This is a genomic window from Luteimonas sp. Soil_C_16, from assembly GCF_057657295.1.
Map to the genome: position 1 here is coordinate 138,470 of NZ_JBDGIS010000004.1, position 23,811 is coordinate 162,280.

Annotated in this window: 23 protein-coding genes; 15 read left to right on the top strand and 8 right to left on the bottom strand. The window is 68.0% G+C overall.

The window, feature by feature from the left end; all coding sequences use genetic code 11:
• Positions 1-53: 53 nt before the first annotated feature.
• The 7 genes from efp (at position 54) to folE2 (ending at position 6,162) form a co-directional block, all read left to right on the top strand.
• The gene (gene efp / locus AC3A5T_RS09285; RefSeq protein ID WP_487628319.1) at positions 54-620 is read left to right on the top strand and encodes an elongation factor P; all 567 of its coding nucleotides are present in this window, start codon (positions 54-56) and stop codon (positions 618-620) included.
• A 231-nt stretch (positions 621-851) separates the two neighbouring features.
• The gene (locus tag AC3A5T_RS09290; RefSeq protein WP_487628320.1) at positions 852-1,688 is read left to right on the top strand and encodes a PA3715 family protein; all 837 of its coding nucleotides are present in this window, start codon (positions 852-854) and stop codon (positions 1,686-1,688) included.
• A gap of 2 nt (positions 1,689-1,690) precedes the next feature.
• The gene (locus AC3A5T_RS09295) at positions 1,691-3,034 is read left to right on the top strand and encodes a TRZ/ATZ family hydrolase (RefSeq protein WP_487628321.1); all 1,344 of its coding nucleotides are present in this window, start codon (positions 1,691-1,693) and stop codon (positions 3,032-3,034) included.
• A gap of 10 nt (positions 3,035-3,044) precedes the next feature.
• The gene (gene ubiG, locus AC3A5T_RS09300) at positions 3,045-3,755 is read left to right on the top strand and encodes a bifunctional 2-polyprenyl-6-hydroxyphenol methylase/3-demethylubiquinol 3-O-methyltransferase UbiG (RefSeq protein ID WP_487628322.1); all 711 of its coding nucleotides are present in this window, start codon (positions 3,045-3,047) and stop codon (positions 3,753-3,755) included.
• The gene (locus AC3A5T_RS09305; RefSeq protein WP_487628323.1) at positions 3,752-4,438 is read left to right on the top strand and encodes a phosphoglycolate phosphatase; all 687 of its coding nucleotides are present in this window, start codon (positions 3,752-3,754) and stop codon (positions 4,436-4,438) included. The genes ubiG and AC3A5T_RS09305 overlap by 4 nt, the downstream gene beginning before the upstream one ends.
• Positions 4,435-5,109 carry a phytoene/squalene synthase family protein gene (locus AC3A5T_RS09310; RefSeq protein ID WP_487628324.1) on the top strand — a complete coding sequence of 225 codons (675 nt, stop codon included), beginning with the start codon at positions 4,435-4,437 and terminating at the stop codon, positions 5,107-5,109. Before AC3A5T_RS09305 ends, AC3A5T_RS09310 begins: the two co-directional genes overlap by 4 nt.
• A 138-nt stretch (positions 5,110-5,247) precedes the next feature.
• Positions 5,248-6,162 carry a GTP cyclohydrolase FolE2 gene (gene folE2 / locus AC3A5T_RS09315; protein ID WP_487628325.1) on the top strand — a complete coding sequence of 305 codons (915 nt, stop codon included), beginning with the start codon at positions 5,248-5,250 and terminating at the stop codon, positions 6,160-6,162.
• A gap of 240 nt (positions 6,163-6,402) precedes the next feature.
• On the opposite strand, the gene AC3A5T_RS09320 is transcribed toward folE2, so the two are convergent.
• The 3 genes from AC3A5T_RS09320 to yidD form a co-directional block, all read right to left on the bottom strand.
• Positions 6,403-7,239, bottom strand: coding sequence for a M23 family metallopeptidase (locus tag AC3A5T_RS09320; RefSeq protein WP_487628326.1), 837 nt, complete (start codon positions 7,237-7,239; stop codon positions 6,403-6,405).
• Positions 7,240-7,317: 78 nt separating this feature from the next.
• On the bottom strand, positions 7,318-8,670 hold the full coding sequence (locus AC3A5T_RS09325; protein WP_487628327.1) for a dihydroorotase: 1,353 nt from the start codon (positions 8,668-8,670) through the stop codon (positions 7,318-7,320).
• Positions 8,667-8,903 (bottom strand): membrane protein insertion efficiency factor YidD, encoded by a 237-nt coding sequence (yidD, locus tag AC3A5T_RS09330; protein ID WP_487628328.1) that lies wholly within the window; start codon positions 8,901-8,903, stop codon positions 8,667-8,669. The genes AC3A5T_RS09325 and yidD overlap by 4 nt, the downstream gene beginning before the upstream one ends.
• A 112-nt stretch (positions 8,904-9,015) precedes the next feature.
• Here yidD and dksA point away from each other — a divergent pair, with 112 nt between their 5' ends.
• On the top strand, positions 9,016-10,047 hold the full coding sequence (gene dksA, locus AC3A5T_RS09335; RefSeq protein ID WP_487628329.1) for an RNA polymerase-binding protein DksA: 1,032 nt from the start codon (positions 9,016-9,018) through the stop codon (positions 10,045-10,047).
• Between the two features lie 75 nt (positions 10,048-10,122).
• On the opposite strand, the gene AC3A5T_RS09340 is transcribed toward dksA, so the two are convergent.
• A complete protein-coding gene (locus AC3A5T_RS09340) occupies positions 10,123-11,391 on the bottom strand; it encodes an MFS transporter (RefSeq protein ID WP_487628330.1) in 1,269 nt (422 codons plus the stop codon).
• Positions 11,388-11,828 carry a SufE family protein gene (locus tag AC3A5T_RS09345; RefSeq protein WP_332077214.1) on the bottom strand — a complete coding sequence of 147 codons (441 nt, stop codon included), beginning with the start codon at positions 11,826-11,828 and terminating at the stop codon, positions 11,388-11,390. Before AC3A5T_RS09345 ends, AC3A5T_RS09340 begins: the two co-directional genes overlap by 4 nt.
• Positions 11,829-12,025: 197 nt before the next feature.
• Between AC3A5T_RS09345 and AC3A5T_RS09350 the strand changes: the two genes are divergently transcribed.
• The 3 genes from AC3A5T_RS09350 (at position 12,026) to AC3A5T_RS09360 (ending at position 15,808) form a co-directional block, all read left to right on the top strand.
• On the top strand, positions 12,026-13,441 hold the full coding sequence (locus tag AC3A5T_RS09350) for a cryptochrome/photolyase family protein (protein WP_487628331.1): 1,416 nt from the start codon (positions 12,026-12,028) through the stop codon (positions 13,439-13,441).
• A 62-nt stretch (positions 13,442-13,503) separates the two neighbouring features.
• Positions 13,504-14,982, top strand: coding sequence for a WS/DGAT/MGAT family O-acyltransferase (locus tag AC3A5T_RS09355; protein ID WP_487628332.1), 1,479 nt, complete (start codon positions 13,504-13,506; stop codon positions 14,980-14,982).
• Between the two features lie 148 nt (positions 14,983-15,130).
• Complete coding sequence (locus tag AC3A5T_RS09360; protein WP_332077217.1) at positions 15,131-15,808, top strand: YiaD family glycine zipper/OmpA-like lipoprotein; 678 nt, start codon at positions 15,131-15,133, stop codon at positions 15,806-15,808.
• A gap of 175 nt (positions 15,809-15,983) precedes the next feature.
• Here the strand turns inward: AC3A5T_RS09360 and AC3A5T_RS09365 are convergent, their stop codons facing one another.
• From AC3A5T_RS09365 to AC3A5T_RS09375, 3 genes are all read right to left on the bottom strand, one after another.
• On the bottom strand, positions 15,984-17,189 hold the full coding sequence (locus AC3A5T_RS09365; RefSeq protein ID WP_487628333.1) for an acetyl-CoA C-acyltransferase: 1,206 nt from the start codon (positions 17,187-17,189) through the stop codon (positions 15,984-15,986).
• Between the two features lie 91 nt (positions 17,190-17,280).
• The gene (locus AC3A5T_RS09370) at positions 17,281-19,653 is read right to left on the bottom strand and encodes a 3-hydroxyacyl-CoA dehydrogenase/enoyl-CoA hydratase family protein (RefSeq protein ID WP_487628334.1); all 2,373 of its coding nucleotides are present in this window, start codon (positions 19,651-19,653) and stop codon (positions 17,281-17,283) included.
• A gap of 51 nt (positions 19,654-19,704) precedes the next feature.
• The gene (locus AC3A5T_RS09375; protein ID WP_487628335.1) at positions 19,705-20,325 is read right to left on the bottom strand and encodes a TetR/AcrR family transcriptional regulator; all 621 of its coding nucleotides are present in this window, start codon (positions 20,323-20,325) and stop codon (positions 19,705-19,707) included.
• Positions 20,326-20,542: 217 nt separating this feature from the next.
• Between AC3A5T_RS09375 and ndk the strand changes: the two genes are divergently transcribed.
• The 4 genes from ndk to AC3A5T_RS09395 are packed head-to-tail and all read left to right on the top strand — an operon-like array spanning position 20,543 to position 23,781.
• A complete protein-coding gene (ndk, locus tag AC3A5T_RS09380; RefSeq protein WP_133392641.1) occupies positions 20,543-20,968 on the top strand; it encodes a nucleoside-diphosphate kinase in 426 nt (141 codons plus the stop codon).
• Between the two features lie 8 nt (positions 20,969-20,976).
• The gene (rlmN, locus tag AC3A5T_RS09385) at positions 20,977-22,152 is read left to right on the top strand and encodes a dual-specificity RNA methyltransferase RlmN (RefSeq protein WP_487628526.1); all 1,176 of its coding nucleotides are present in this window, start codon (positions 20,977-20,979) and stop codon (positions 22,150-22,152) included.
• Positions 22,139-22,951 (top strand): type IV pilus biogenesis/stability protein PilW, encoded by an 813-nt coding sequence (gene pilW / locus AC3A5T_RS09390; RefSeq protein ID WP_487628336.1) that lies wholly within the window; start codon positions 22,139-22,141, stop codon positions 22,949-22,951. The genes rlmN and pilW overlap by 14 nt, the downstream gene beginning before the upstream one ends.
• On the top strand, positions 22,948-23,781 hold the full coding sequence (locus AC3A5T_RS09395) for a RodZ domain-containing protein (protein WP_487628337.1): 834 nt from the start codon (positions 22,948-22,950) through the stop codon (positions 23,779-23,781). The genes pilW and AC3A5T_RS09395 overlap by 4 nt, the downstream gene beginning before the upstream one ends.
• Positions 23,782-23,811: the final 30 nt, after the last annotated feature.

Consider the following 23,811-nt stretch of genomic DNA (forward strand, 5'->3'; position numbering starts at 1 on the left):
CCGGGAACCCAACATTGTAGCCGCCGGCGCACCCGGCCCAGCAGGAGCGAGAGATGGCCAGTTATGGCATGAACGACGTCAAGAACGGCCAGAAGATCCTGGTCAACGGTGAGCCTTGCGTCATCATCGACACCGAATACGTGAAGCCGGGCAAGGGCCAGGCGTTCACGCGCATGAAGTACCGCAACATCAAGTCGGGCCGCGTCGTCGAACTGACGATGAAGGCGACCGACTCGGTGGAAGTGGCCGACGTCATGGACACGGACATGCAGTACCTCTACAGCGACGGCGAGTACTGGCACTTCATGAATCCTGAGTCCTTCGAGCAGGTCCAGGCCGACAAGTCGGGCATGGGCGGCGCCGAGAAGTGGCTCAAGGGCGAAGAAGAGTGCGTGGTGACGCTGTGGAACGGCACGCCGATCCAGGTGACCCCGCCGAACTTCGTCGAACTGCAGATCACCGAGACCGACCCGGGCGTGCGCGGCGATACCTCGGGCGGCGGCGGCAAGCCGGCGACGCTGGAAACGGGCGCCGTGGTGCGTGTGCCGCTGTTCGTCGGCCAGGAAGAAGTCATCAAGGTCGACACCCGTTCGGGCGAGTACGTCAGCCGGGTGAAGTGATTGATCGGCAGCGAAATCGCGAAGCGATTTGCGTCGCGGATCAATCATCCCCGCGCAGGCGGGGATCCAGCTTCCGTGTTCGTTTCCAGCGAAATCGCGAAGCGATCTGCGTCGCGGATCCATCATCCCCGCGCAGGCGGGGATCCAGCTTCCATGCTCGTTTCCAGCGAAATCGCGAAGCGATCTGCGTCGCGGATCCATCATCCCCGCGCAGGCGGAGACCCAGTGCCCATGCGAACCGTTGAAGGCACCTCGAAGCGGTTGCGCCGGCGCCTCGCGGCCGTCGCGCTGCTGCTTGCGGCTGCGGGCGCGTCGGGCATGGCGTCTGCGAAGGACGCCTGTCCGCTGCAGACCCTGTATGCATTGACCCAAGCGTCGCTGCTGCCGGCGGGCGACGACGTGCCGCTGGTGGCCGAGGCCTGCAAGGTCTGGCCTTACGACGAATCGCTCGCGCTCGCGGCGGTGGCGTATCCCTTGCCCGCATCCGACGGAGACGGGCGCGTGCTGCGTCTGGTGGTCGCGGTGCTCGGTGCGCAGGAGGCCGACATCCTTGCCGTGCACGAAGCCGACCTCACCGAGGACGCGGCATTCGCGCTGCTCGAGGACGGACTGATGCTCGACACCGCGCGCTACGACCTCTCCAAGGGCGTGCGCGCGTTCGGCGTGAAGGTGCGCAGTTCCGCGCCGGGTCCGAGTTGTCCGGACGGCCGCGTCAACGACGAACTCACGCTGTACGTGCGCGAAGGTGATGCGCTCCGACCGGTGTTCAGTACTTACACCGACTTCTGGGCGCGGGTGGAAGGCGAGCCCTGCAGCTGGGCGCAGGGCCAGCGGCTGGTGACCGAGGAAGCGGCGTTCACCATCGGCGTGGAGCGGAACGCCCACAACGGTTTCGCCGATCTGCGCGTGACCGCCAATGTGGCGCGTATCGAAAGCGCCGCGACCACCGATGCGGAACAGACCGTGCGCCGTCGCGACAGCCGCGTCGTGCGTTACGACGGCACGCGCTACGACACGCGCGTGCTGGAGAACGGGTTCTTCTGGACCCAGGCCCCCGAGGACGAATGAGCATGCACGACGCGACCCCGCAATCCATCGACCTGTTGATCGAAGCCGCGCACGTGGTGCCGGTCGAACCGCACGCGGTGGTGCTCGACGACCACGCGGTCGCGGTGCATCGCGGCGTCATCGTCGCGGTGTTGCCGATCGCCGAAGCGCGGCAGCGTTTCGCACCGGCCGAGACGGTGTCGCGGCCCAACTCGGCGTTGCTGCCCGGTCTGGTCAACGCACACACCCACAACCCGATGACACTGTTGCGCGGCATCGCCGACGATCTGCCGCTGAAGGTCTGGCTGCAGGAGCACATCTGGCCGATCGAAGGCGCGGTGATCGGTCCGGAGTTCGTCGCCGACGGCGTGACTTTGGCGCTGGCCGAGATGATTCGCGGCGGCACCACCTGCGTCAACGAGAACTACTTCTTCCCCGACGTGCAGGCCGCGGTCTACAAGCGTCACGGCTTCCGTGCGCGGGTCGGTCTGCCGGTCATCGACTTTCCGACCGCATGGGCGTCCAGCGACGACGAGTATTTCGAACGTGCCGGCGAAGTGCACGACCAGTGGCGCGATGATCCGCTGATCTCGATGGCGTTCGCGCCGCACGCGCCGTACACGGTCAACGATGCGAACTTCGAGCGCGTGCGCATGCTCGCCGACCAGCTCGATCTGCCGGTGCATCTGCATCTGCACGAGACCGCGCAGGAAGTGCAGCAGTCGGTCGAGCAGTACGGCCAGCGGCCGATCGCGCGGCTCGATCGCCTCGGTCTGGTCAACGACCGCCTGATCGCGGTGCACATGACCCAGCTGACCGAGGCCGAGATCCACCTGTGCGCCGAACGCGGCGTCAGCGTCGTGCACTGCCCGGAATCCAATCTCAAGCTGGCCTCCGGCTTCTGCCCGGCGTGTGCGCTGGAACGTGCAGGCGTGAACCTCGCGATCGGCACCGACGGCGTGGCCAGCAACAACGATCTCGACATGTTCGGCGAGACCCGCACCGCGGCGATCCTGGCCAAGGCAGTCGCCAATGACGCCGCGGGATTCGATGCGTTCACCGCGCTGCGCGCGGCGACGCTGGGCGGCGCGAAGGCGGTCGGCTTCGGCGACCGCATCGGATCGATCGAGCCGGGCAAGCAGGCCGACCTGATCTGCGTCGATCTGTCGCCGATCGAGACCCAGCCGCTGCATCACGTGGTCTCGCAACTGGTCTACGCGACCGGCCGCCACCAGGTCGGCGACGTGTGGATCGCCGGCCAGCCCAAGCTGCAGTCGCGCACCCTCGTCGGTTTCGATCTCGACGCCATCACCGCGAACGCGCGTCAATGGCGCGCGCGCATCGCCACGCTGCGCAACGGCGCATGAGGACACTGCAATGACGGCAGCACGCGACAACTTCCATCAGGCCGAACTCGACAAGTTCGGCGCGCTCGCCAACCGCTGGTGGGATGCCGACGGCCCGCAGAAGGCCCTGCATGCGCTCAATCCGGTGCGGCTTGATTACGTGCGCGAGCGCACCCGTCTCGACGACGCACGCATTCTTGACGTCGGGTGCGGCGGCGGACTGCTCAGCGAGGCGCTGGCGCAGCGCAGTGCGCGCGTCACCGCCATCGATCTGGCCGAAGATCTGGTCAAGGTCGCGAAGCTGCACGGCCTCGAAAGCGGCGTGCAGGTCGATTACCGCGTGCAGTCGGTCGAATCGCTGGCTGCCGAGCAGCCGGGCAGCTTCGATGCGGTGACCTGCATGGAAATGCTCGAGCACGTGCCGGACCCGGGCGCGATCCTCAAGGCCTGCGCCACGCTGCTCAAGCCGGGCGGCTCGCTGTTCGTGTCCACGCTCAACCGCACGCCGGCCGCGTTTGCGCTGGCGATCGTCGGCGCCGAATACGTGGCGCGCCTGCTGCCGCGTGGCACGCACCAATACGCGGCCTTCATCAAGCCGTCCGAACTCGGTGGCTGGTTGCGCGATGCCGGTCTCGAACTGCAGGACGTCACCGGTCTGATGTACGAGCCGTGGCGCAACGGCGCGCGCCTGATTCCGCGCACTGACGTGAATTACTTGGCCTGGGCGCGGAAACCGCAGTGAGCGACTCGAGTCCTGCCGCCCGTTTCCCGGCCGGCGCATTGTTCGATCTCGACGGCACGCTGCTCGACAGCGCACCCGACATGCTCGCGACCGTCAACCGCATGCTCGCCAGCCGCGATCGTCCGCCGTTGACGCTGTCCGACATCCGGCCCGTGGTCTCGCGGGGCGCCCGGGCGATGGCGTCGGTCGCGTTTCCCGAACTCGATACCGACGGCGTGACCGCGCTGGTGCCGGAGTTTCTCGCGGTCTACGCCGAGGAACTCGGCCGCCACAGCGTGCTGTTCGATGGCGTGGAAGCGATGCTGGCCGCACTCGAAGCCGCTGGCACGCCGTGGGGCATCGTCACCAACAAGCCCGAATATCTGGCGGCGCGGATCCTGCCGCAGCTCGGCTGGCAGGAACGCTGCGCGGTACTGATCGGCGGCGACACGCTGGCCGAACGCAAGCCGCATCCGCTGCCGTTGCTGCACGCGGCAGACGCGATCGGCATCGCGCCGGCCGACTGCGTCTACGTCGGTGACGATGCGCGCGACATCGCCGCGGCGCGGGCGGCAGGCATGCCGTCCGTCGTCGCCTTGTGGGGCTACCGCCTCGACGACGACGATCCGGTCGCCTGGCAGGGCGACGTGATGCTGGACGCGGTGCAGGCACTGGTCGAGCCCGCCGGCTGGCCGCAGCGATGAACGCGGCGATGCAGTCGGGCGACGAGGATTTCGTCGGCAAGTGGCAGGCGCGCTGGCCGGAATGGCGCATCGGCATGGCCTTCGTCGCGCCGGAACAGCGTGATCGCGCCGCGCCGTGGTTCTCGCTGCTCGACGAGTTGTGCGATGCGGCCTGGGCCGGCACCGACGCGACACCGGGGCTGGCGAAACTCGCGTGGTGGCAGGACGAGCTGCAGGGCTGGGCCAAGGGTGCGCGCCGGCATCCGCTCGGGTCGCAGCTGCAGCGGGTGGATGCCCCCTGGCAGACGCTCGCCCTGGCGCTGCGTCTGTTGCCTGCGACCCGCGAACATCCTGCCGATACCGCGCGCAATCTCGCCCAGCTGCAGGATCTCGCGCTGGCGATCGCTGCCTGCGAGTCGCGCCTGTTCGGCGACGGCAGCCGCGACAGCGGCGATGGCCGTATCGACGCGACGCCGCTGCTGGCGATGCAGGCCTTCGTGCGCACCGACCAGCCGCTCGCCGCGCATCTGCTGAGCGGTTGGCCGGCGTCCGGTGCTGGTACCCGGCCGCGCCGGATCGCGAACGCGATTCTCGGCGCGCGTCTGCGCGTGCTCGCGCGTGAGGGCGTGAGCCGCCCGGTGCCCGGTCCGCGCGTGCTGTGGTCGAGCTGGCGCGCCGCGCGTCCGCGCTGAACATCGCCTGCGCGAACGAGCGCGGAAACGCAGCGTTGCGGGGGTCGATGCGGACGAGCCGGTAGACTGATGGCCCACGACGGGCGCCGCACACCGGCGCCCGTTGCGTCATTCCCGCCCAACGCCATGAGTCCCGTCTTGAGCACCGCATCCTCCACCGACCGCCTTCCCGACGTCGCCGGCGACCAGGCCCAGGCCGCGCGCCTGCTGGACTGGGTGGGCATGGGCAACATCGCCTTGCCGCTGCGCATCGAGGACGCCGCTGGCGGCGCGGTCACGGTGCCGGCGTCTGCCGATATCGGCGTCAACCTGATCGATCCCGACGCGCGCGGCATCCACATGTCGCGCCTGTACCTGCATCTGCAGGATGCGCTGTCGAGCCAGGTGCTGGATCGCGACACCCTGGCGCGCGTGCTGCGCGACTGCATCGAGTCGCAGCGTGGTCTCGCCGATCGTGTGCAGCTCACGCTGCGCTACGGCCAGCTGCTGCGCCGCCCCGCGCTCGCGAGCGCTCACAGCGGCTGGAAGACCTATCCGGTCGAGATCGACGCCGTGCTCGGCCCGGATGGCCTGGCGCTCACCCTGTCGCTGGCGGTCGAATATTCGAGCACCTGTCCGGCATCGGCCGCGCTGTCGCGCCAGCTCAATGCCGCGCGCTTCGCCGGCGATTTCACGAACGACACCACCGGCTACGACGCCGTCCGAGACTGGCTGGAATCGCCACGCGGTCTGGCCGCCACGCCGCACGCCCAGCGCAGCCGCGCCGACGTTCGCCTGACCCTGGGCGCCGATGTCGACACGTTTCCGATCCTCGCGATCGTCGATGCGCTGGAGCACGCGCTCGGCACGCCGGTGCAGACCGCGGTCAAGCGCGAGGACGAACAGGCCTTCGCCAGCCTCAATGCCGAGAACCTGATGTTCTGCGAGGACGCGGCCCGTCGCGTCGCCGCAGCGCTGTCGGCCGATCCGCGCGTGTCCCGTTTCGAGGCCAAGGTCTCGCACTTCGAGAGCCTGCACGCGCACGACGCGGTGGCGCGGGTGAGCGGGCCATAATGCTTCCCTGAGGAGTCAGGCGCGTGATCGCGCTGATGACGCCGCCGCCCTGCAGACCGTTGGTCCGTCATTCCGGCGAACGCCGGAATCCAGTGACTTGCCGGTGCGGTGTGCTCGATCCACGCGTCGCTGGATGACCAGCCAGCCGGCTGTTGAGGAGCGCTTTCGGCGTTCGCCGGAATGACGAGCTGGACGAGGGCGTGCGAGATCGCGTGGCCAGTGCGCGCGATCAGGAATCGGCTACGGCCGCTCCAGCACCAGCTGCGGATCCACCCGCACGTCCAGCCAGTTCATACCCCAGTGCAGATGCGGCCCGGTCGCGCGCCCTGTCGCACCGACCGCACCGATCACCTGACCCTGTTCGACGCGATCGCCCACCTTCGCGTCGATGCGCGACAGGTGCAGGAAGTTCGAACTCACGCCGTGTCCGTGATCGAGCAACAGCGTGCCGCCGGTCAGATACAGATCGGGTCCCGCGAACGTGACGATGCCGGCGGCCGGCGCCTTGACCGGCGTGCCGGTGGGCGCGGCGATGTCCATACCCGAATGCGGTGAGCCGGGCTGGCCGTTGTACGAGCGGGCACGACCGAAGCGTCCGCTGATGCGGCCTTCGACCGGACGGATGAAACCGTTGCCGAAATCCACGCGGTCGTCGTCGCGCACGCGCGCTTCGGTGACCTGCGCCTGTTCGCGGCGGATGCGTTCGGCGATCGCCGCCGGCGGATTCACCGTGGCCGGCGGCACACCGTTGACGCGCTCGACCGGCCAGTCGCGCGGGGTGATCGCGATCGATGCCGACTGGCGGCTGCCGTCGGCGCGCGTGACCTCGACCTGCACGGGGCCGGCCTCGTCACGACCGACACCGAGCACCACGGTGCCGTAGCCACTCACGCGCAGCGCGCGGTCCCGGTACTGGACCTGACTGCCGGCCGGCACTTTGCCGATCACGAGGCTGCCCTGTTGCACCTGCGCCGGGAACCGCACATCACCCGCGTCCTGCGCCGCCAGCGTAACTGTGGATACGAGTGCTGCGAAAACCAGAAGACACGCGAACGGCAGACGGCGGAGCAGGGGCATGCGGTGGTCCGGGCAGGAAAGGAATGCGCCGGGCACGCTACGCACCCGGCGATGAAGACACGGTGTCCCGTCGACGCGTCAGCGTGCGAATGCGAGACGCTGCCCCGCAGCTTCGCCGACGAGCTGCGCGCCGTCCCATGCCAGACGCCCGTTGACCCAGGTCGAAGCGATGCGCGAGCGGAACGTGGTGCCTTCGAACGGCGACCAGCCGCACTTCGACAGCACCTGCTCGCGGGTCACGGTTAACGGCGTGTCCTCCACCATCACCAGATCGGCGAAATAGCCTTCGCGCAGGAAACCGCGCTCGGCGACGTCGAACAGCTGCGCCGGCGCGTGCGCGAACTTCTGCACCACGCGGGTGATGTCGAAGTGGCCTTCGTGCACGCATTCGAGCGCGGCATTGAGCGCGAACTGCACCAGCGGCAGGCCGCTCGGCGCGCGCGTGTACGGATTCTCTTTCTCGCTCAGCAGATGCGGAGCGTGGTCGGTCGCCAGCACGTCGATGACGTCGTCCGCCAGCGCGCGCAGCAGCGCTTCACGGTCGGACGCGTCCTTGATCGCCGGGTTGCACTTGATCTTGTGACCCAGGCGCGCGTAGTCGGCACGGTCGAAACGCAGGAAATGGATGCAGGTCTCGGCGGTGATGCGCTTGCGCAGCTTGCCGGCGCCGTCGACTAGCGGGCCGCGTTCGAACAGCGCGAGTTCGTCGGCGGTCGAGATGTGCAGCACGTGCAGGCGGGTGTCGTGACGGCGCGCCAGCGACAGCGCCAGCTGCGTCGACTTCATGCAGGCCTCGCGCGAGCGGATGTCCGGGTGGCATTCGGCCGGAATGTCGTCGCCGTACTTCGCCACGTATTCGCGCTGGATCGCGTCGATCGTCGGCGTGTCCTCGCAGTGCGTGATGATCGGCACCGGGGTCTCGCGGAAGATGCCGTCGAGCGTCTCGGGATTGTCGACGAGCATGTTGCCGGTCGACGCGCCCATGAACACCTTGACGCCCGGCGTGGTCAGCGGATCGATGCGGCGCACGTGGTCGAGGTTGTCGTTGCTCGCACCCATGTAGAAGCCGTAGTTCGCGCGCGCGCGGCCGGCGGCGCGGTCGTACTTGTCCTGCAGCACGTCGGCGCTGAGCGTCGGCGGACTGGTGTTGGGCATGTCCATGAAGCTGGTCAGGCCACCGGCGACGGCGGCGGCCGACTCGGTCGCCATGTCGGCCTTGTGCTCCATGCCCGGCTCACGGAAGTGCACCTGGTCGTCGATCATGCCGGGCAGCAGCCAGCGGCCGGCGGCGTCGACGATGGTGTCGCCATCGCGGGCGGCGAGGTCACCGCCGATCGCGGCGATTCGGCCGTCGGCGCCGACGCGCAGGTCGCCGTCGAAGATGCGGCCTTCGTTGACGAGGCGGGCGTTGCGGATCAGGGTCGAGGTCATGGCTTGGGGTCCAGGTTCGGCATCGGCACGGGGTCGTTCCCGCCCGGATGCAGGGGATGGCAGCGCGACAGACGGCGCAGCGCGAGCCAGCCGCCACGCAGCACGCCGAAGCGGGCGATGGCGACCATCGCGTATGACGAGCAGCTGGGATGGAAGCGGCAGCGCGGGCCGAGCAGGGGGCTGATGAAGCGCTTGTAGCCGCGCAGCAGGACGATGAGCAAGCGCGCGATCACGGCATCTCGGCGGGGGCGATGAACACGGTGGTCGGGACGGTTGCTGCTGCAGGGGCATGCAGGGTATAACACGCCGCTTCCCCGCCCAAGGGAATGACAAGGATCGCAGCACGTGGCAGTCAAGAAACCCGCAAAGAAGGCCGTCAAGAAGGCCGCAAAGCCCGCCGCGAAGGCAGCCGTCGGGAAGAAGGCTGCCCCCGTCACCAAGCCACCCGCCAAGAAGGCGCCGGCCCCGAAGAAGCCCGCCGCCAAGGCCGCGCCCGCCAAGCCGGCTGCGAAGAAGGCGCCGGCCAAGGCACCCGCGAAGAAGCCCGCGGCGCCCAAGCCTGTTGCCAAGGCAGCACCGGCCAAGGCGGCTGCCAAGAGTGCGCCGGCGAAGAGCGTGCCTGCAAAGAAAACGGTGAAGGCAACCCCGGCGAAAGCCGCGGCCGCCCCGCCTGCGACGAAGCCGAAGGCCGCTGCTCCCGCAGCGGTGACCAAGCCCGTCGCGAAGAAGGCGGCGCCGGACAAGTCGATCGCCGACAAGTCCGCTGCCGCCCCGAAGACGGAGGCCCCGAAGAAGGCTCCCGCTCCGGCGAAAGCCGCCGCGCCGAAGCCGGTGCCGGCATCCACTCCCACGAAGCGTCCACGTCCGGCCGGCAAAGTCGCCGTCGCGGGCGTTGCGCGCCAGCAAGAGCCGGCGCCAAGAACAAAGGTGAAGGTCGTGCAGTACAAGACCGATGCAGAAACAGGTCGTCCCATTCTTCCGCAGGGCTACAAGCCCGGCGCCGACGAGGAGTACATGAGTGCGTTGCAGCTCGAGTACTTCCGCCAGCGCCTGCAGAACTGGCGTGCGGATCTGGTCGAAGAATCCAAGCAGACGATCGAGAATCTCAAGGACGAAGTGCGTGACGTCGGCGACGAAGCCGAACGTGCCACCCGCGAAACCGAGAACTCGCTCGAACTGCGCACCCGCGACCGCTACCGCAAGCTGATCGGCAAGATCGACAGCACGCTCAAGCGCGTCGACGCGGGCGAGTACGGCTACAGCGTCGATTCGGGCGAAGAGATCGGCCTCGACCGTCTCGAAGCGCGTCTGACCGCCGAGCGTACGATCGACGAGCAGGAGCGCTGGGAACATCTGCAGAAGCAGATGGGCGACTGATCGTCGTCGTCCCGGTGTCGGAAGAAGCCCGCGCAAGCGGGCTTCTTCGTATCCGCGCCCGTGCGCGGCACAGCATTACTGCAGGTCGCGCAGATCCAGCTGGCGCAGCTTCGGTGCCCTGATCGCGGTCGTCGCGACTACGCCCATCGTCACGAAGCCGCCGATGACGACCGCCGGCACCAGGCCGAGCAGGCGTGCCATCGAGCCCATGTAGAACGCGCCGATCTCGTTCGACGAACCGACGAACAGGCCGTTGATCGACGACACCCGGCCGCGCATGTGGTCGGGCGTCGACAGCTGCATGATCGTCGAGCGCATGACGACCGACACGCCGTCGCACATGCCCGACAGCAGCAGGAAGAACGCCGACAGCCAGAATGCCGTCGACAAGCCGAAGCCGACCATGCACAAGCCGAAACCGGCGACCGCGCACAGCAGGAAGCGGCCCGCATTGCGCTGGATCGGATTGCGCGCCAGCCAGATGCCCATCGCGACCGACCCCAGCGCAGGCGCGCTGCGCAGGATGCCCAGGCCTTCCGGCCCGTAGGCGAGGATATCGTGGATGAAGGCCGGCGCCAGCGAGATCGCGCCGCCGAACAGCACCGCGAACATGTCCAGCGCCAGTGCCGCGAGCAGGATCTGGTGGCCGAACACGAAGCGCGCACCTTCGGCGATGCTGGCGAACACGGGTTCGCGCTGCAGCAGCTGCGGCGGTTCGGTGACGCCCATGCGGCCGAGGAACACGATCACCACCAGTGCGAGCATCGACGCCAGCAGGAACACACCGGGAATGCCGAGGGGCTTGATGAGCAGGCCGCCGATCGCCGGGCCGATCACCATCGCGCTCTGGAACACGATGCTGCCCAGACTCGCGCCGCGGACGAACTGGTCGCGCGGCAGCACGCGGGCGAACAGCGCGTTGTAGACCGGGCCGAGAAACGCGCGGACCATGCCGGTCAGCATGATCGGCAGATACAGCAGCCAGACGCTGCCGGCGATCAGACCCGAGGTCAGCAGCGCCAGCAGCAGCGGCGTGATCGCCAGACCCGCGGCGGCCGCCATGCCGAGCTTGCGACGCGGCAGATGGTCGACCAGATACCCGGCGAAGGGCGCGACGCAGAAGTAGGGCAGCACTTCCGCCAGACCGATGAGGCCGAGCATCCACGGATTGCCGGTCTCGGCGTAGATGTGCCAGCCGGCCGTGACCGCGACGATCTGGTAGGACAGGATCGTGAAGATGCGGTAGCCCAGCAGGGCGCGGAAATTGCGGTTGCGCAGCGGCGCCGCACGGCTGGTATCGATGACGCCGGGTTCGTCGGGCTCCGGCGGCGGTGCGGTGCTCACGCCAACGCGCGCTGCGCGCGGTCGCGGATGAAGGCGAGCAGGGCGGCCAGGCCGTTGTTGCGGGTCGGCGACAGGTGTTTCGCCAGCCCGATGTCGCCGATGTAATCGGCATCGGTGTCGACGATCTCACGCGCGCTGCGGCCACTGTAGACACGCAGGGCGAGATAGATCAGACCCGAAACGATCGCCGAATCGCTGGCGGCGGCGAAGTCGAGACGCTCGGCGTCACCGGAGGCGACGATCCAGACCATCGACTGGCAGCCGTGCAGACGGTGTTCTTCGGTCTTCAATGCATCGGGAAACTCGGGCAGCTTGCGGCCCAGATCGATCAGGTACTGGTAGCGCTCGGACCAGTCGCCGAAGAAGGCGAACTCTTCGGCGATGGCGCGCTGGGCATCGGCGGGGCTGGCTTCGAGGGGGAACTTGTTGGCAGTCACGGGGGAGTCGGCTCTCAGACGCGGACACGCGTTCGCAAGCCCGATATTGTGACCGATCCGCTTCGAGGACAGCGCTCGCGCTGGCCGGCGATCGCCCGCTTCCACGTTCGCTGAGGTTTACAGGACACCGGTTTCTCACGATCCTCACGCCTATTCATGGAAAGTCCGCCGCGATTCGGCGCAAGGGGAGAGGCGCTTTGGCAAACGCGATCGTCTGGTTCCGGAACGACCTGCGACTCGACGACAACCCGGCGCTGCGTGCCGCACTGGATGCGGGGCTCGCGCCTGTCTGTGTGTACATCCATGCGCCCGACGAAGAGGGCGACTGGGCCCCGGGCGCAGCCTCGAACGCCTGGCGCCATCGCTCGCTGGCCGCGCTTGACGCCGAGCTGCGCAAGCGCGGCAGCCGGCTGCGTCTGTTCCATGGTCCCAGCCACGCGACGCTCGAGACGCTGGTCGACACCTGCGAGGCCGAGGCGGTGTTCTGGAACCGGCGCTACGACCCGGCAATCGAAGCGCGTGACACCGCGATCAAACGCGATCTGCGCGAATCTGGCGTGCGCGCCGAAAGCCACAACGGTGCGCTGATGCTCGAGCCCTGGTCGCTGCAGACCGGGCAGGGCGGGCCATACAAGGTGTTCACCCCGTTCTGGCGCAAGGCGCTGACCGAACTGCAGCTGCCCGAGACCTGGGAGGCGCCGCGCACGCTGCCCGCCGTGGACACCGGGCCGTCGGGCGTTGCACTCGACGACCTGCAGCTCGCACCGACGCTGGATTGGGACACCGGTTTCTGGACGTTTTGGGATCCGGGCGAAGCCGGCGCGCACGAAGCGCTGGAGGTGTTCATCGACGGCGCCTTGCGCGGCTACCGCGCGAGCCGCGATCGTCCCGACCAGGCCGGCACCTCGCGCCTGTCGCCGCATCTGCATTTCGGCGAGATCGCGCCCTGGCGCGTGGTCGCCGCGCTCGAAGCCGAACGCAATGCATCCACCGCGCCCGATATCGATGCCTACGTGCGCGAGCTGGGCTGGCGCGAGTTCGCCCATCACCTGCTGCACCATTTTCCGAAGACGCCGGAGGAGAACTTCAATCCGCGCTTCGAGCGGTTCCCGTGGGCGCGCGTGCAGCCGACTGCGCTCGATGCCTGGAAGCGGGGGCGTACCGGCGTGCCGATCGTCGATGCGGGCCTGCGCGAGCTCTGGCACGTGGGCTGGATGCACAACCGCGTGCGCATGATCGTCGGCAGCTGGCTGTGCAAACACATGCGCATCCACTGGCGCGAAGGCGCGCACTGGTTCTGGGACACGCTGGTGGACGCCGATCTGGCCAACAACACGCTGGGCTGGCAGTGGATCGGCGGCACCGGCGCGGACGCCTCGCCGTATTTCCGTGTGTTCAATCCGGTCACGCAGGCGCAGAAGTTCGATCCCGACGGCAGCTACATCGCGCGCTGGGTGCCCGAACTCGCCGAGCTGCCGGTACCGCTGCGCTTCAGTCCGTGGACCGATCCGGATCTGCTCAAGTCCGTCGCGCCCGATTACCCCGTCGAGCCGATCGTCGATCTCGCCGCGGGCCGCGAAGCCGCGCTGGCGGCCTACCAGGCATCGCGCTGACGCGCGTTGACCCTGCCGCGGTCGCGTGATCCACTCGGTCGGCTGACTTCTTGGGAGGGGAGATGGCCGAGACCGCCGCACCACCACGCCGCAGGCGCCTGCGCCGCCAGCCGATGACGCGGGTCGACACCGCCTGGCTGCGCATGGAGCGCCCGACCAATCCGATGATGATCACCGCCGTGCTGGTGTTCACCGAACGGATGTCGGTGGACGCGCTGCGCGCACTGGTCGACGCCCGCTTTCTGGCTTACGCGCGGTTCCGGCAGAAGGCCGTCGATGCGACGACCGGCGCGACCTGGATCGAGGATGCGCACTTCGATCTCGACTGGCACGTGCGACGCGCCGCTCTGCCGGGTCGCATCGCCGGCAGCAGCGCGCTCGAGGAAAAACGCGCGCTCGAAGCGTTCACCGGCGAGCTCGCCTCGACGCCGCTCGATCCCGGCAAGCCGCGCTGGCAGTTCCATCTGGTCGAAGACTACGCCGGCGGTTCGGCGCTGGTCGCGCGCATCCATCACTGCTACGCCGACGGCATCGCGCTGGTGCAGGTGCTGCTGTCGCTGACCGATACCGAGCGTCATCCGCAGCCGGCGCAGACCCTGCCGCAGGCCTGGCTCAAGGCCGATGGCGCCGGTGTGGAGCGACGTGTCGGCGCAGTCGCCCGCTATCGCAAGCTCGGCGGACAGGTGCTCGATCGCGGCATGGCGATGTACCGCGATCCGACCCTGGCCAACGTGCTGGCGCGCGAAGGCGGCGAGATCGCCCGCGAACTGCTGTATGCGCTGTCGCTGTCCGACGATCCGCCGTCGCTGCTGCGCGGGGAACTCGGTGTCAGCAAGCGCGTCGCCTGGGCCGAGCCGCTGTGCCTGGACGAAGTCAAAGCGGTCGGGCGTGCGTTCGACTGCACCGTCAACGATGTGCTGATGGCCGCGGCCGCCGGCGCGCTGCGCGGCTACATGCGCGAGCGCGGCGCCGAGCCCGACGGCATGACGCTGCGCGCGACGGTGCCGGTGAATCTGCGCCCGCTCGAGCACGCGAAGAAACTCGGCAATCACTTCGGCCTCGTGTTCCTCGACCTGCCGGTCGGCGAGGCGAATCCCGCGCGTCGGCTCGAACGCGTGGCGGCCTGCATGCGCGAGCTCAAGGATTCGCGCCAGGCGATCGTCGCCTACGGTCTGCTGGCGGCGCTGGGCATGGCGCCGCAATCGGCGCAGGGCATCGCGCTGGATCTTTTCAGCCGCAAGGCCTCGGCGGTGGCGACGAACGTGCCCGGCCCGCAGCAGCCGCTGTACCTCGCCGGCTGCGCGCTGCGCGAGATGATGTTCTGGGTGCCGCAGACCGGTTCGATCGGCATCGGCCTGTCGATCCTGAGCTACGACAACCGCGTACATTTCGGCCTCGTCGCCGACGCGCGGCTGGTGCCCGATCCCGATGCGGCGATCGCGCATTTCCGGCGCGAGTTCGACACCCTGCTGTACCTGGCGATGATGGGCGACTGGTCCCGGGCGCTCGACGCGCAGGCGGCGGAAGCGCTGCTCGACTGACGGCGCGCCGCACGGGCATTCGTGCTGAACGATGTCCGTCCGGACGCATACCCCGTCACCCCGCGTGCATTCTGAACACGCTAAGTTCGGCTCCGATTTCAACGTTCCGGGCACCTTCGCCCGCACCGGACACCAGGAGACCGACACCATGCGCAGACTCACCACCGCAGGCCTCACCACCGCGCTCGCCAGCACCCTGCTGCTGTCCAGCTGCGCGACCTACACCGGCCAGACCAATGCGCCGGACGATCCGAACCGCACCCGCAACAACGCGCTGATCGGCGCGGGCATCGGCGCGGTCGCCGGTCTGCTCAGCGGTGGCGATGCGACCGAGCGCCGCCAGCGCGCGATGGTCGGTGCCGGTGTCGGCGGTCTCGCCGGCGGCGCGGTCGGCGTCTATCAGGATCGTCAGGAAGCAGAGCTGCGTCGCCAGACGCAGGGCACCGGTATCCAGGTCGACCGCGATGGCGATGTCATCAAGCTCAACCTCCCGGACGGCGTGACCTTCGACTTCGGCAAGGCCGATCTCAAGTCGCAGTTCTACCCGGCGCTCAACAACGTCGCCCGCACGCTGGCCGAGTACGACCAGACCATCGTCGAGATATCCGGCCACACCGACAGCGTCGGCACCGACGCGGTCAACCAGCGCCTGTCGCAGCAGCGCGCCGACTCGGTGGGCAACTACCTGATCGGTCAGGGCCTGCTGCGTCAGCGCTTCGAGATCGTGGGCTTCGGCAAGACCCGCCCGGTGGCCGACAACAGCACCGAGCAGGGCCGCGCGCTGAACCGCCGCGTCGAGATCCGCGTGATTCCGCTGCAGTCGTAAGGGCTGCAAGTTTCACGAGAAGAAAAGCCCCGGCAGTGCCGGGGCTTTTTTGTGGCTTCGATACTTCGAAGCAAGATCAAAATGGGCCCCAGCGTTCGCTGGGGCGACGGTGCACGTCGATGCTGTCATCCCAGCGAACGCTGGGATCCATTTTGATCTTGCTGTAGCGCGTGGCTCAAAGCGCCTCGATCACACCCGCAGCGCCCATGCCCGTGCCGATACACATCGTCACCAGGCCATAGCGCTTCTTGCGACGGCGCATGCCGTGGACGATCGTCGCGGTGCGGATCGCACCGGTCGCGCCCAGCGGATGACCCAGCGCGATCGCGCCGCCCAGCGGATTGACCTTGGACGGATCGAGCTTGCTGTCGCGGATCACCGCCAGCGCCTGCGCGGCGAAGGCTTCGTTGAGTTCGATCCAGTCGATGTCGTCGAGCGTGAGTCCGGCCTGCGCCAGCGCCTTCGGGATCGCCGCGATCGGGCCGATGCCCATGACCTCAGGACGCACGCCGGCGACGGCGAAGCTGACGAAACGCGCCAGCGGCTTCAGGCCGTAGTCCTGCACCGCGCGGCCCGAGGCGAGCAGGATACCGGCGGCACCGTCGCTCATCTGCGAGCTGTTGCCGGCCGTCACCGAACCGCCGAACTGGCCGTTGCGGAACACCGGACGCAGCTTGGTCAGGCCTTCGATCGACGAGTCCTGACGCGGACCTTCGTCCGTATCGACCAACAGCGTCTTCAGACGCACGGCATTGCCGGCGAGGTCGGGCTGGTGGGAGATGATCTCGTAGGGACTGATCTCGTCCTTGAACTCGCCGGCCTGGATCGCGGCGATGGCCTTCTGGTGCGAGGCGAGGGCGAACGCGTCCTGGTCCTCGCGCGAGACCTTCCATTCCTCGGCGACCTTTTCGGCGGTGATGCCCATGCCGTAGGCGATCGCGACGTGGTCGTCCTTGAACACGCTCGGCGACAGCGCGACCTTGTTGCCCATCATCGGCACCATCGACATCGATTCGGTGCCACCGGCCAGCATCAGGTCGGCGTTGCCGAGGCGGATCTCGTTCGCCGCCAGCGCGACGGCCTGCAGGCCGGACGAGCAGAAGCGGTTGATGGTCTGCGCGGCGACGGTATCGGGCAGACCGGCCAGCAGCACGCCGATGCGCGCCACGTTCATGCCTTGCTCGCCCTCGGGCATCGCGCACCCGATCACGGCGTCGTCGATGCGGTTGACGTCGATGCCCGGCGCCTGCGCGACAACGGCTTTGAGCACGTGCGCGAGCATGTCGTCGGGACGGGTGTTGCGGAACACGCCCTTGGGCGCCTTGCCCACCGGGGTGCGGGTGGCGGCGACGATGTAGGCGTCCTGGATCTGCTTGCTCATGGAATGATCTCGTAAGTGAGTGAGGGGGTGAGGGCGTCAGCCGGGTTGCTTCGACTGACGCTTCGCGCGCACTGCGCGCCTGACGTCCTCACTAGTTCCGAAGCGGCTTGCCGGTCTTGAGCATGTGGCCGATGCGTGCCTGGGTCTTCTCCTGCTGGGCGAGCTCGACGAAGTGCGTGCGCTCCAGGCGGATCAGCCAGTCCTCGTCGACGACCGCGTTGCGGTCCACGTCGCCGCCGCACAGCACGGTGGCGATACGCTCGGCGATCTCGTAGTCGTACTCGCTGACGAAACGGCCTTCGAGCATGTTGACCAGCAGCATCTTGAACGTGGCGATGCCGACGTCGCCGGCGACCCGGATCGCGCGCGCGGGCAGCGGCGGGCGATAGCCGGCTTCGGCCAGCGCCGATGCCTGCTGACGCGCCACGTGCAGCAGCTCGAACGCGTTGAAGGTGACGATGTCGTCGGCGCGCAGCAGGCCGAGTTCCTTGGCGTTGACCGCCGAGTTCGACACCTTGGCCATCGCGATGGTCTCGAAGGTCTTCTTCAGCTCGGCGAACACGTCGCCGTTCGGGCCCGCGGCCTCGGACGCACGCACCGCCAACTCCTTCAGGCCGCCGCCGGCCGGCAGCAGGCCGACACCGGCCTCGACCAGACCGATGTAGCTTTCGAGATGCGCCACGGTGCGCGCGCTGTGCATCTGGAACTCGCAGCCACCGCCCAGCGCCAGCCCGCGTACGGCCGCGACGACCGGCACCAGCGAGTACTTGATGCGCTGGCTGGTCTTCTGGAAGTTCTCGACCATCGATTCGAACGCGTCGACCTTGCCGGCCTGCAGCAGGCCCAGCGCGCCGGCGAGATCGGCGCCGGCCGAGAAGGGCTCCTTCGGCTGCCAGATCACCACGCCCTTGAACTTGCGCTCGGCGATGCCGATCGCGTCCTGGATGCCGTCGAGCACGTGGTCGGAGACCGTGTGCATCTTGGTCTTGAAGCTGATCACGCCGATGTCGTCGCCATCCGTCCACAGCCGGATGCCGTCGTTCTCGTACACCGTCTCGCCCTGATCGAAGCGCTCACCCAGCAGCGGATCGGGGAAGCGCTGGCGGCGATACACCGGCAGCGCCGAGCGCGGCAGCTTGGCGTTCTTCGACGGACTGTAGCTGCCCTCGGCGGCGTGCACGCCCTCGCGGCCATCGAACACCCAGTCGGGCAGCGGCGCGCTGCTCATGGTCTTGCCGGCGACGATGTCCTCGGCGATCCAGTCGGCGACCTGCTTCCAGCCGGCGGCCTGCCACAGTTCGAACGGACCCTGCTGCCAGCCGTAGCCCCAGCGGATCGCCAGATCCACGTCACGCGCGGTCTCGGCGATGTCTTCCAGATGCACGGCGCTGTAGTGGAACAGATCACGCAGGATCGCCCAGACGAACTGCGCCTGCGGATGCTCGCTGGCGCGCAGTTGGGCCATGCGCTGCGCCGGGTCCTTGGTCTTGAGGATCGCGACGACCTCGTCGGCGGCCTTGCGGTCGGAGGCGCGGTAATCCTGCTTCTCGAGATCCAGGACCAGGATGTCCTTGCCGGCCTTGTGGAAGATGCCGGCGCCGGTCTTCTGGCCCAGTGCGCCCTTGTCGATCAGCGCGGTCAGCCACTTCGGCGAGGCGAAGTATTCGTGCCAGGGATCGTCGGGCAGCGTGTCGGCCATCGTTTTGATGACGTGCGACATCGTGTCCAGACCGACGACATCCGAGGTGCGGTAGGTCGCCGACTTCGGGCGGCCGAGCAGGGGACCGGTCAGCGCATCGACCTCGTCGAAACCGAGCTTCGATTCCTGGGTGTGGTGGATCGTCGACAGGATCGAGAACACGCCGATCCGGTTGCCGATGAAGTTCGGCGTGTCCTTGGCGTAGACCACGCCCTTGCCGAGCTGGGTCACCAGGAAAGCTTCGAGGCCCTCGAGCACCGCTTGGTCGGTGGTCTTGGCCGGAATCAGTTCGGCCAGATGCATGTAGCGCGGTGGATTGAAGAAGTGCACGCCGCAGAAGCGGTAGCGCAGTTCTTCGGGAAGAACATCCGCCAAGGCATTGATTCCAAGGCCCGAGGTGTTGCTGGCGAGCACCGCATGCGCCGGCACGTGCGGGGCGATCTTGCGGTAGAGGTCCTGCTTCCAGTCCATCTTCTCGGCGATCGCCTCGATGATCAGGTCGCAGCTTTCGAGTTCGGCCAGGCCGGTCTCGTAGTTCGCCGGGACGATGGCCTCGGCGAGCGACTTGCTGCTCAGCGGCGCCGGGCTCAGCTTGGCCAGGTTCGCGAGCGCCTTGCGCACCACGCCGTCCTTGTCGCCTTCCTTGGCCGGCAGGTCGAACAGAACCGTGTCGATCCCGGCATTGGTCAGGTGCGCGGCGATCTGCGCGCCCATGACACCCGCGCCGAGGACCGCGGCACGACGTACAAGCAATTTCTCAGACATTTGCTCCATCCCTTTGTTTCGAAAGAAACCCGGCGTGGGCCGGGCTGGTGGTCAGGCGCGGAACCCGGCCGCGGCGAAGCGGATCAGCTCGCCGGCGATCCGGGTGCGGTGCGCATGTTCGGTGGTGCCCGGTGGGCGTTTGATCAGGCCGAAATCGGCCATCGCATAGGTCAGCGCGCCAGCGAGGAAATCGAGGCGGCCGTAGAGCTCGGCCTTGCCGAGATCCGGCAGGCAGCCGGCGAGGGCGCTGGCGAACTCGCGCGGTACATGGCCGTACTGCTCGGAGAGGAACTTGCGCAGGGCGTCGTTCTTCTCCACGTAGGCCCGCGCGATCACCCGCACGAAGGCGCCGCTGCCGGCGCGGCCACTGGCCATGTCCAGCGCGGGCTCGACGAAGGCGGCGATGATCGGCTCGATCTCGCCGGGCTGTTCGGCCAGCGCGCGCTTGAGCTGGGCGAGGCGCTGCGCGCTCATCTGGTCCATCCGGCGGCGGAAGACCTCGTTGACGAGGTTTTCCTTGCTGCCGAAGTGGTAGTTGACCGCGGCGATGTTCACATCCGCCCGGCCGGTCACCTGGCGCAGCGACGTGCCCGCGAACCCGTGGGTCGCAAAAAGTTCTTCGGCGGCGCCGAGGATCTTGTCCTTGGTGGAGAACTGGGCGGTGCTGGCCATGACGACGGGTGCCTCGATCAAACGCTTGTTTGGATTCTGGGGTCCAAGCGCCTGACGCGTCAATGACCGACAACCCACCCGGGGCCGACGCAGTTGCAGCAGATACGTTAGAATTGCCGCAGCCATGTTGGCTAAACCCGCGTTTCGGCGCGGGTTTTTCCATGTAGACTCGGCCGTTCCGGAGTGGACGGCCCCATTCCAGACCGGAGAACACCCGATGGCGCTCGAGCGCACTCTTTCCATCGTCAAGCCCGATGCCGTTGCCAAGAACGTCATTGGCGAGATCTATTCCCGCTTCGAAAAGGCCGGCCTGAAGATCGTGGCCGCCAAGTACAAGCAGCTGACCCGCGAGGAAGCCGAAGGCTTCTACGCCGTGCACAAGGAGCGTCCGTTCTTCGGCGCGCTGGTCGAGTTCATGACCTCCGGCCCGGTGATGATCCAGGCGCTGGAAGGCGAGAACGCCGTGGCCGCGCACCGCGACCTGCTGGGCGCCACCAATCCGAAGGACGCCGCGCCGGGCACGATCCGCGCCGACTTCGCCGACTCCATCGACGCCAACGCCGCCCACGGTTCGGATTCGGTCGAGAACGCGCAGACCGAGATCGCATACTTCTTCAAGAACGACGAAGTCGTTTCCCGCTGAGGGATGCCATCGTGACCGAGGTCGCCATCGACGCCAGCGTCGCCAAGCAGAACCTGCTCGACCTCGACCGCGAGGGTATGGAGCGCTTTTTCGCCGAGACGCTCGGCGAAAAGCGCTTCCGTGCCCACCAGATCATGAAGTGGATCCACCACCGGTACGTCACCGACTTCAACGAGATGACCGACCTGGGCAAGGCGTTGCGCGCCAAGCTCGAGGCGCATGCCGAAGTCCGCGTGCCGCAGATCCAGTTCGAGAAGCCCTCCACCGACGGCACCCACAAGTGGCTGCTGGCGATGGACGGCAAGAATGCGATCGAGACCGTCTACATCCCCGACAAGTCGCGCGGCACGCTGTGCGTGTCCTCGCAGGTCGGCTGTGCGCTCAATTGCCAGTTCTGTTCCACCGCGACCCAGGGCTTCAACCGCAACCTGTCGACCGCCGAGATCATCGGCCAGGTCTGGGTGGCCGCGAAGCATCTGGGCAACGTGCCGCACAAGCAGCGCCGCCTGACCAATGTCGTGATGATGGGCATGGGCGAGCCGCTGATGAATTTCGACAACGTCGTCCGCGCGATGAGCATCATGCGCGACGATCTGGGCTACGGCCTGGCGAACAAGCGCGTCACGCTGTCGACCGCCGGCATGGTGCCGATGATCGACAGGCTGGGCGAAGTCAGCGACGTGTCGCTGGCGGTCTCGCTGCACGCGGCCAACGACGCGCTGCGCACCGAGCTGGTGCCGCTGAACAAGAAGTACCCGATCGCCGAGCTGATGGAAGCCTGTGCGCGCTATGCGCAGCGCAAGCGCGGCGAGTCGATCACCTTCGAATACACGCTGATGAAGGACGTCAACGACCAGCCGCAGCACGCACGCGAGCTGGCCTGTCTGATGCGCGATTTCGACAATCGCCTGCAGATGAAGGACGCGGCGAAGGTGAATCTGATCCCGTTCAACCCGTTCCCGGGCACGCGCTACGAGCGTCCGGACGATGCGACGATCCGCCGGTTCCAGAAGCTGCTCAACGAATCGGGCCGCATTGCGCCGGTGCGCCGCACCCGCGGCGACGACATCGACGCGGCCTGCGGCCAGCTCAAGGGCCAGGTCGCAGATCGCACGCGCCGCCAGGCCGAACACCTCAAGCGTCTCGAGACGCAGGGCGGTCCAGGTGTCGATGCGGCTGCCTGAGGCTGCCGGTCTCGTCGTCCTCCTGCTGGCAGTGTCTGGCTGTTCACGCCTCGACTTCGTCAAGCCCAGTGGCAAGAGCAATTTCCGCCCGGATCAGCGCACCTACGAAACCCGCGGCAATGCGGAATTCCGTCGCGGTGAGGCGGCGCGCGGCCAGCTGGGGATCGCCACGCGCGAGTTCGAAGCCGGCAATTTCGACGCCGCCGCCAAGGCCGCGCGCGATGCGCTGAAAGGCGAGGGCACGGCGGCCGACGCCAATACGCTGCTGGCGGTGATCGAAGACCGCCGCGGCCGCAGCGCCCAGGCCGGTGGCTACTACAAGGCCGCGGCTGAGCGCGCGCCCGACCAGGGCGCCTACCTCAACAACTACGGCACCTGGCTGTGCCGCAACGGCCGGGCGACCGACGCGCTGGCGTATTTCGACGCCGCGGTCCGCGATCCGGCCTATGGCGATCCGTCCGGCGCGCTGGCCAACGCCGGCGCCTGTGCGATGAGCGCGGGCGACATGGCGCGCGTCGAACGCGACCTGCGCGCGTCGCTGGAGCTCGATCCGGAGAACGTCGTCGCCCTCGATGCGATGTCGCGCTACCTCGTTTCCGAGCAGCGTTACTTCGATGCGCGGGCTTTTTCGCAACGACGGCTTGCCGCCGCCCCCGCAACTACGGCAGCATTGCAACTTGCGGTGCAGATCGAAACCGCGCTCGGCGACACAGGGGCCGCCGACCGATACCAGCGACGCTTGCGGGCGGAGTTTCCGTCTGCACCGAACCTACAGCCAAGGGAAACGAGTCCACCATGAGTTCTTCGAACCAGACCATGCCAGCGTCTTCGCCTGGGGTCGGAGAACGTCTGCGCGATGCGCGCATGGAGGCCGGGCTGACGGTCGCCGATGTCGCCGCTCGGTTGCGCATGCAGCTGCGAGTCGTCGACGCGCTCGAAGCCGAAGACTGGGCCCGCCTCGGCGCGCCGGTGTTCATCCGCGGACAGCTGCGCAGCTACCTGCGCCTGCTCAAACTCCCCGAATCGCTGGCCGACGGGGTATCCGACGCCAACGTGCGTCCGCCGGAGCTCACCCCGCGCACCTACACCCCGCCGATGCAGCGCATGCTCGACAAGGCCATGGGCCGGGCGGTGTACGTGGTGATCACCGCGCTGATCGCGGTGCCGGTGTGGGTGGCGACGCGTTCGCACGTCGACAACAGCCGTCCGGTCGAAACCGCCTCGCTGGGGCTCGACGGCAACCTCCAGACGCCCGCCGACGCCGCGCGTCCCGCACGTCCGACGCCGGTGACCGCCTCGCTCGGTGCGTTGCCCAAGCGTGCGCCGGTGGTGCCGGCCGCGTCCGAATCCGTTGCTGATGCGGGCGCGGGCCTCGTGATGCGCTTCAGCGGCGACAGCTGGATCGAGGTGATCGGCCCCGATGGCGCGCAGGTCGAGCAGGCACTCGTGCAGGCCGGCCAGGAGCGCCGCTTCGACGCGGGCACCGTCAGCCGCGTCAAGCTCGGCAATGCCACCGCCGTCGAAGTGTCGAGCGGCGGCGACGTTCAGGATCTGTCCCGGTTCCAGCGGGCCAACGTGGCACGCTTTACGGTATCCTCCGACGGCGCGCTGGCGCCGGCTTCCGAGTAATTCCGGGCGACCGCGCCGGGTTCCGGACCA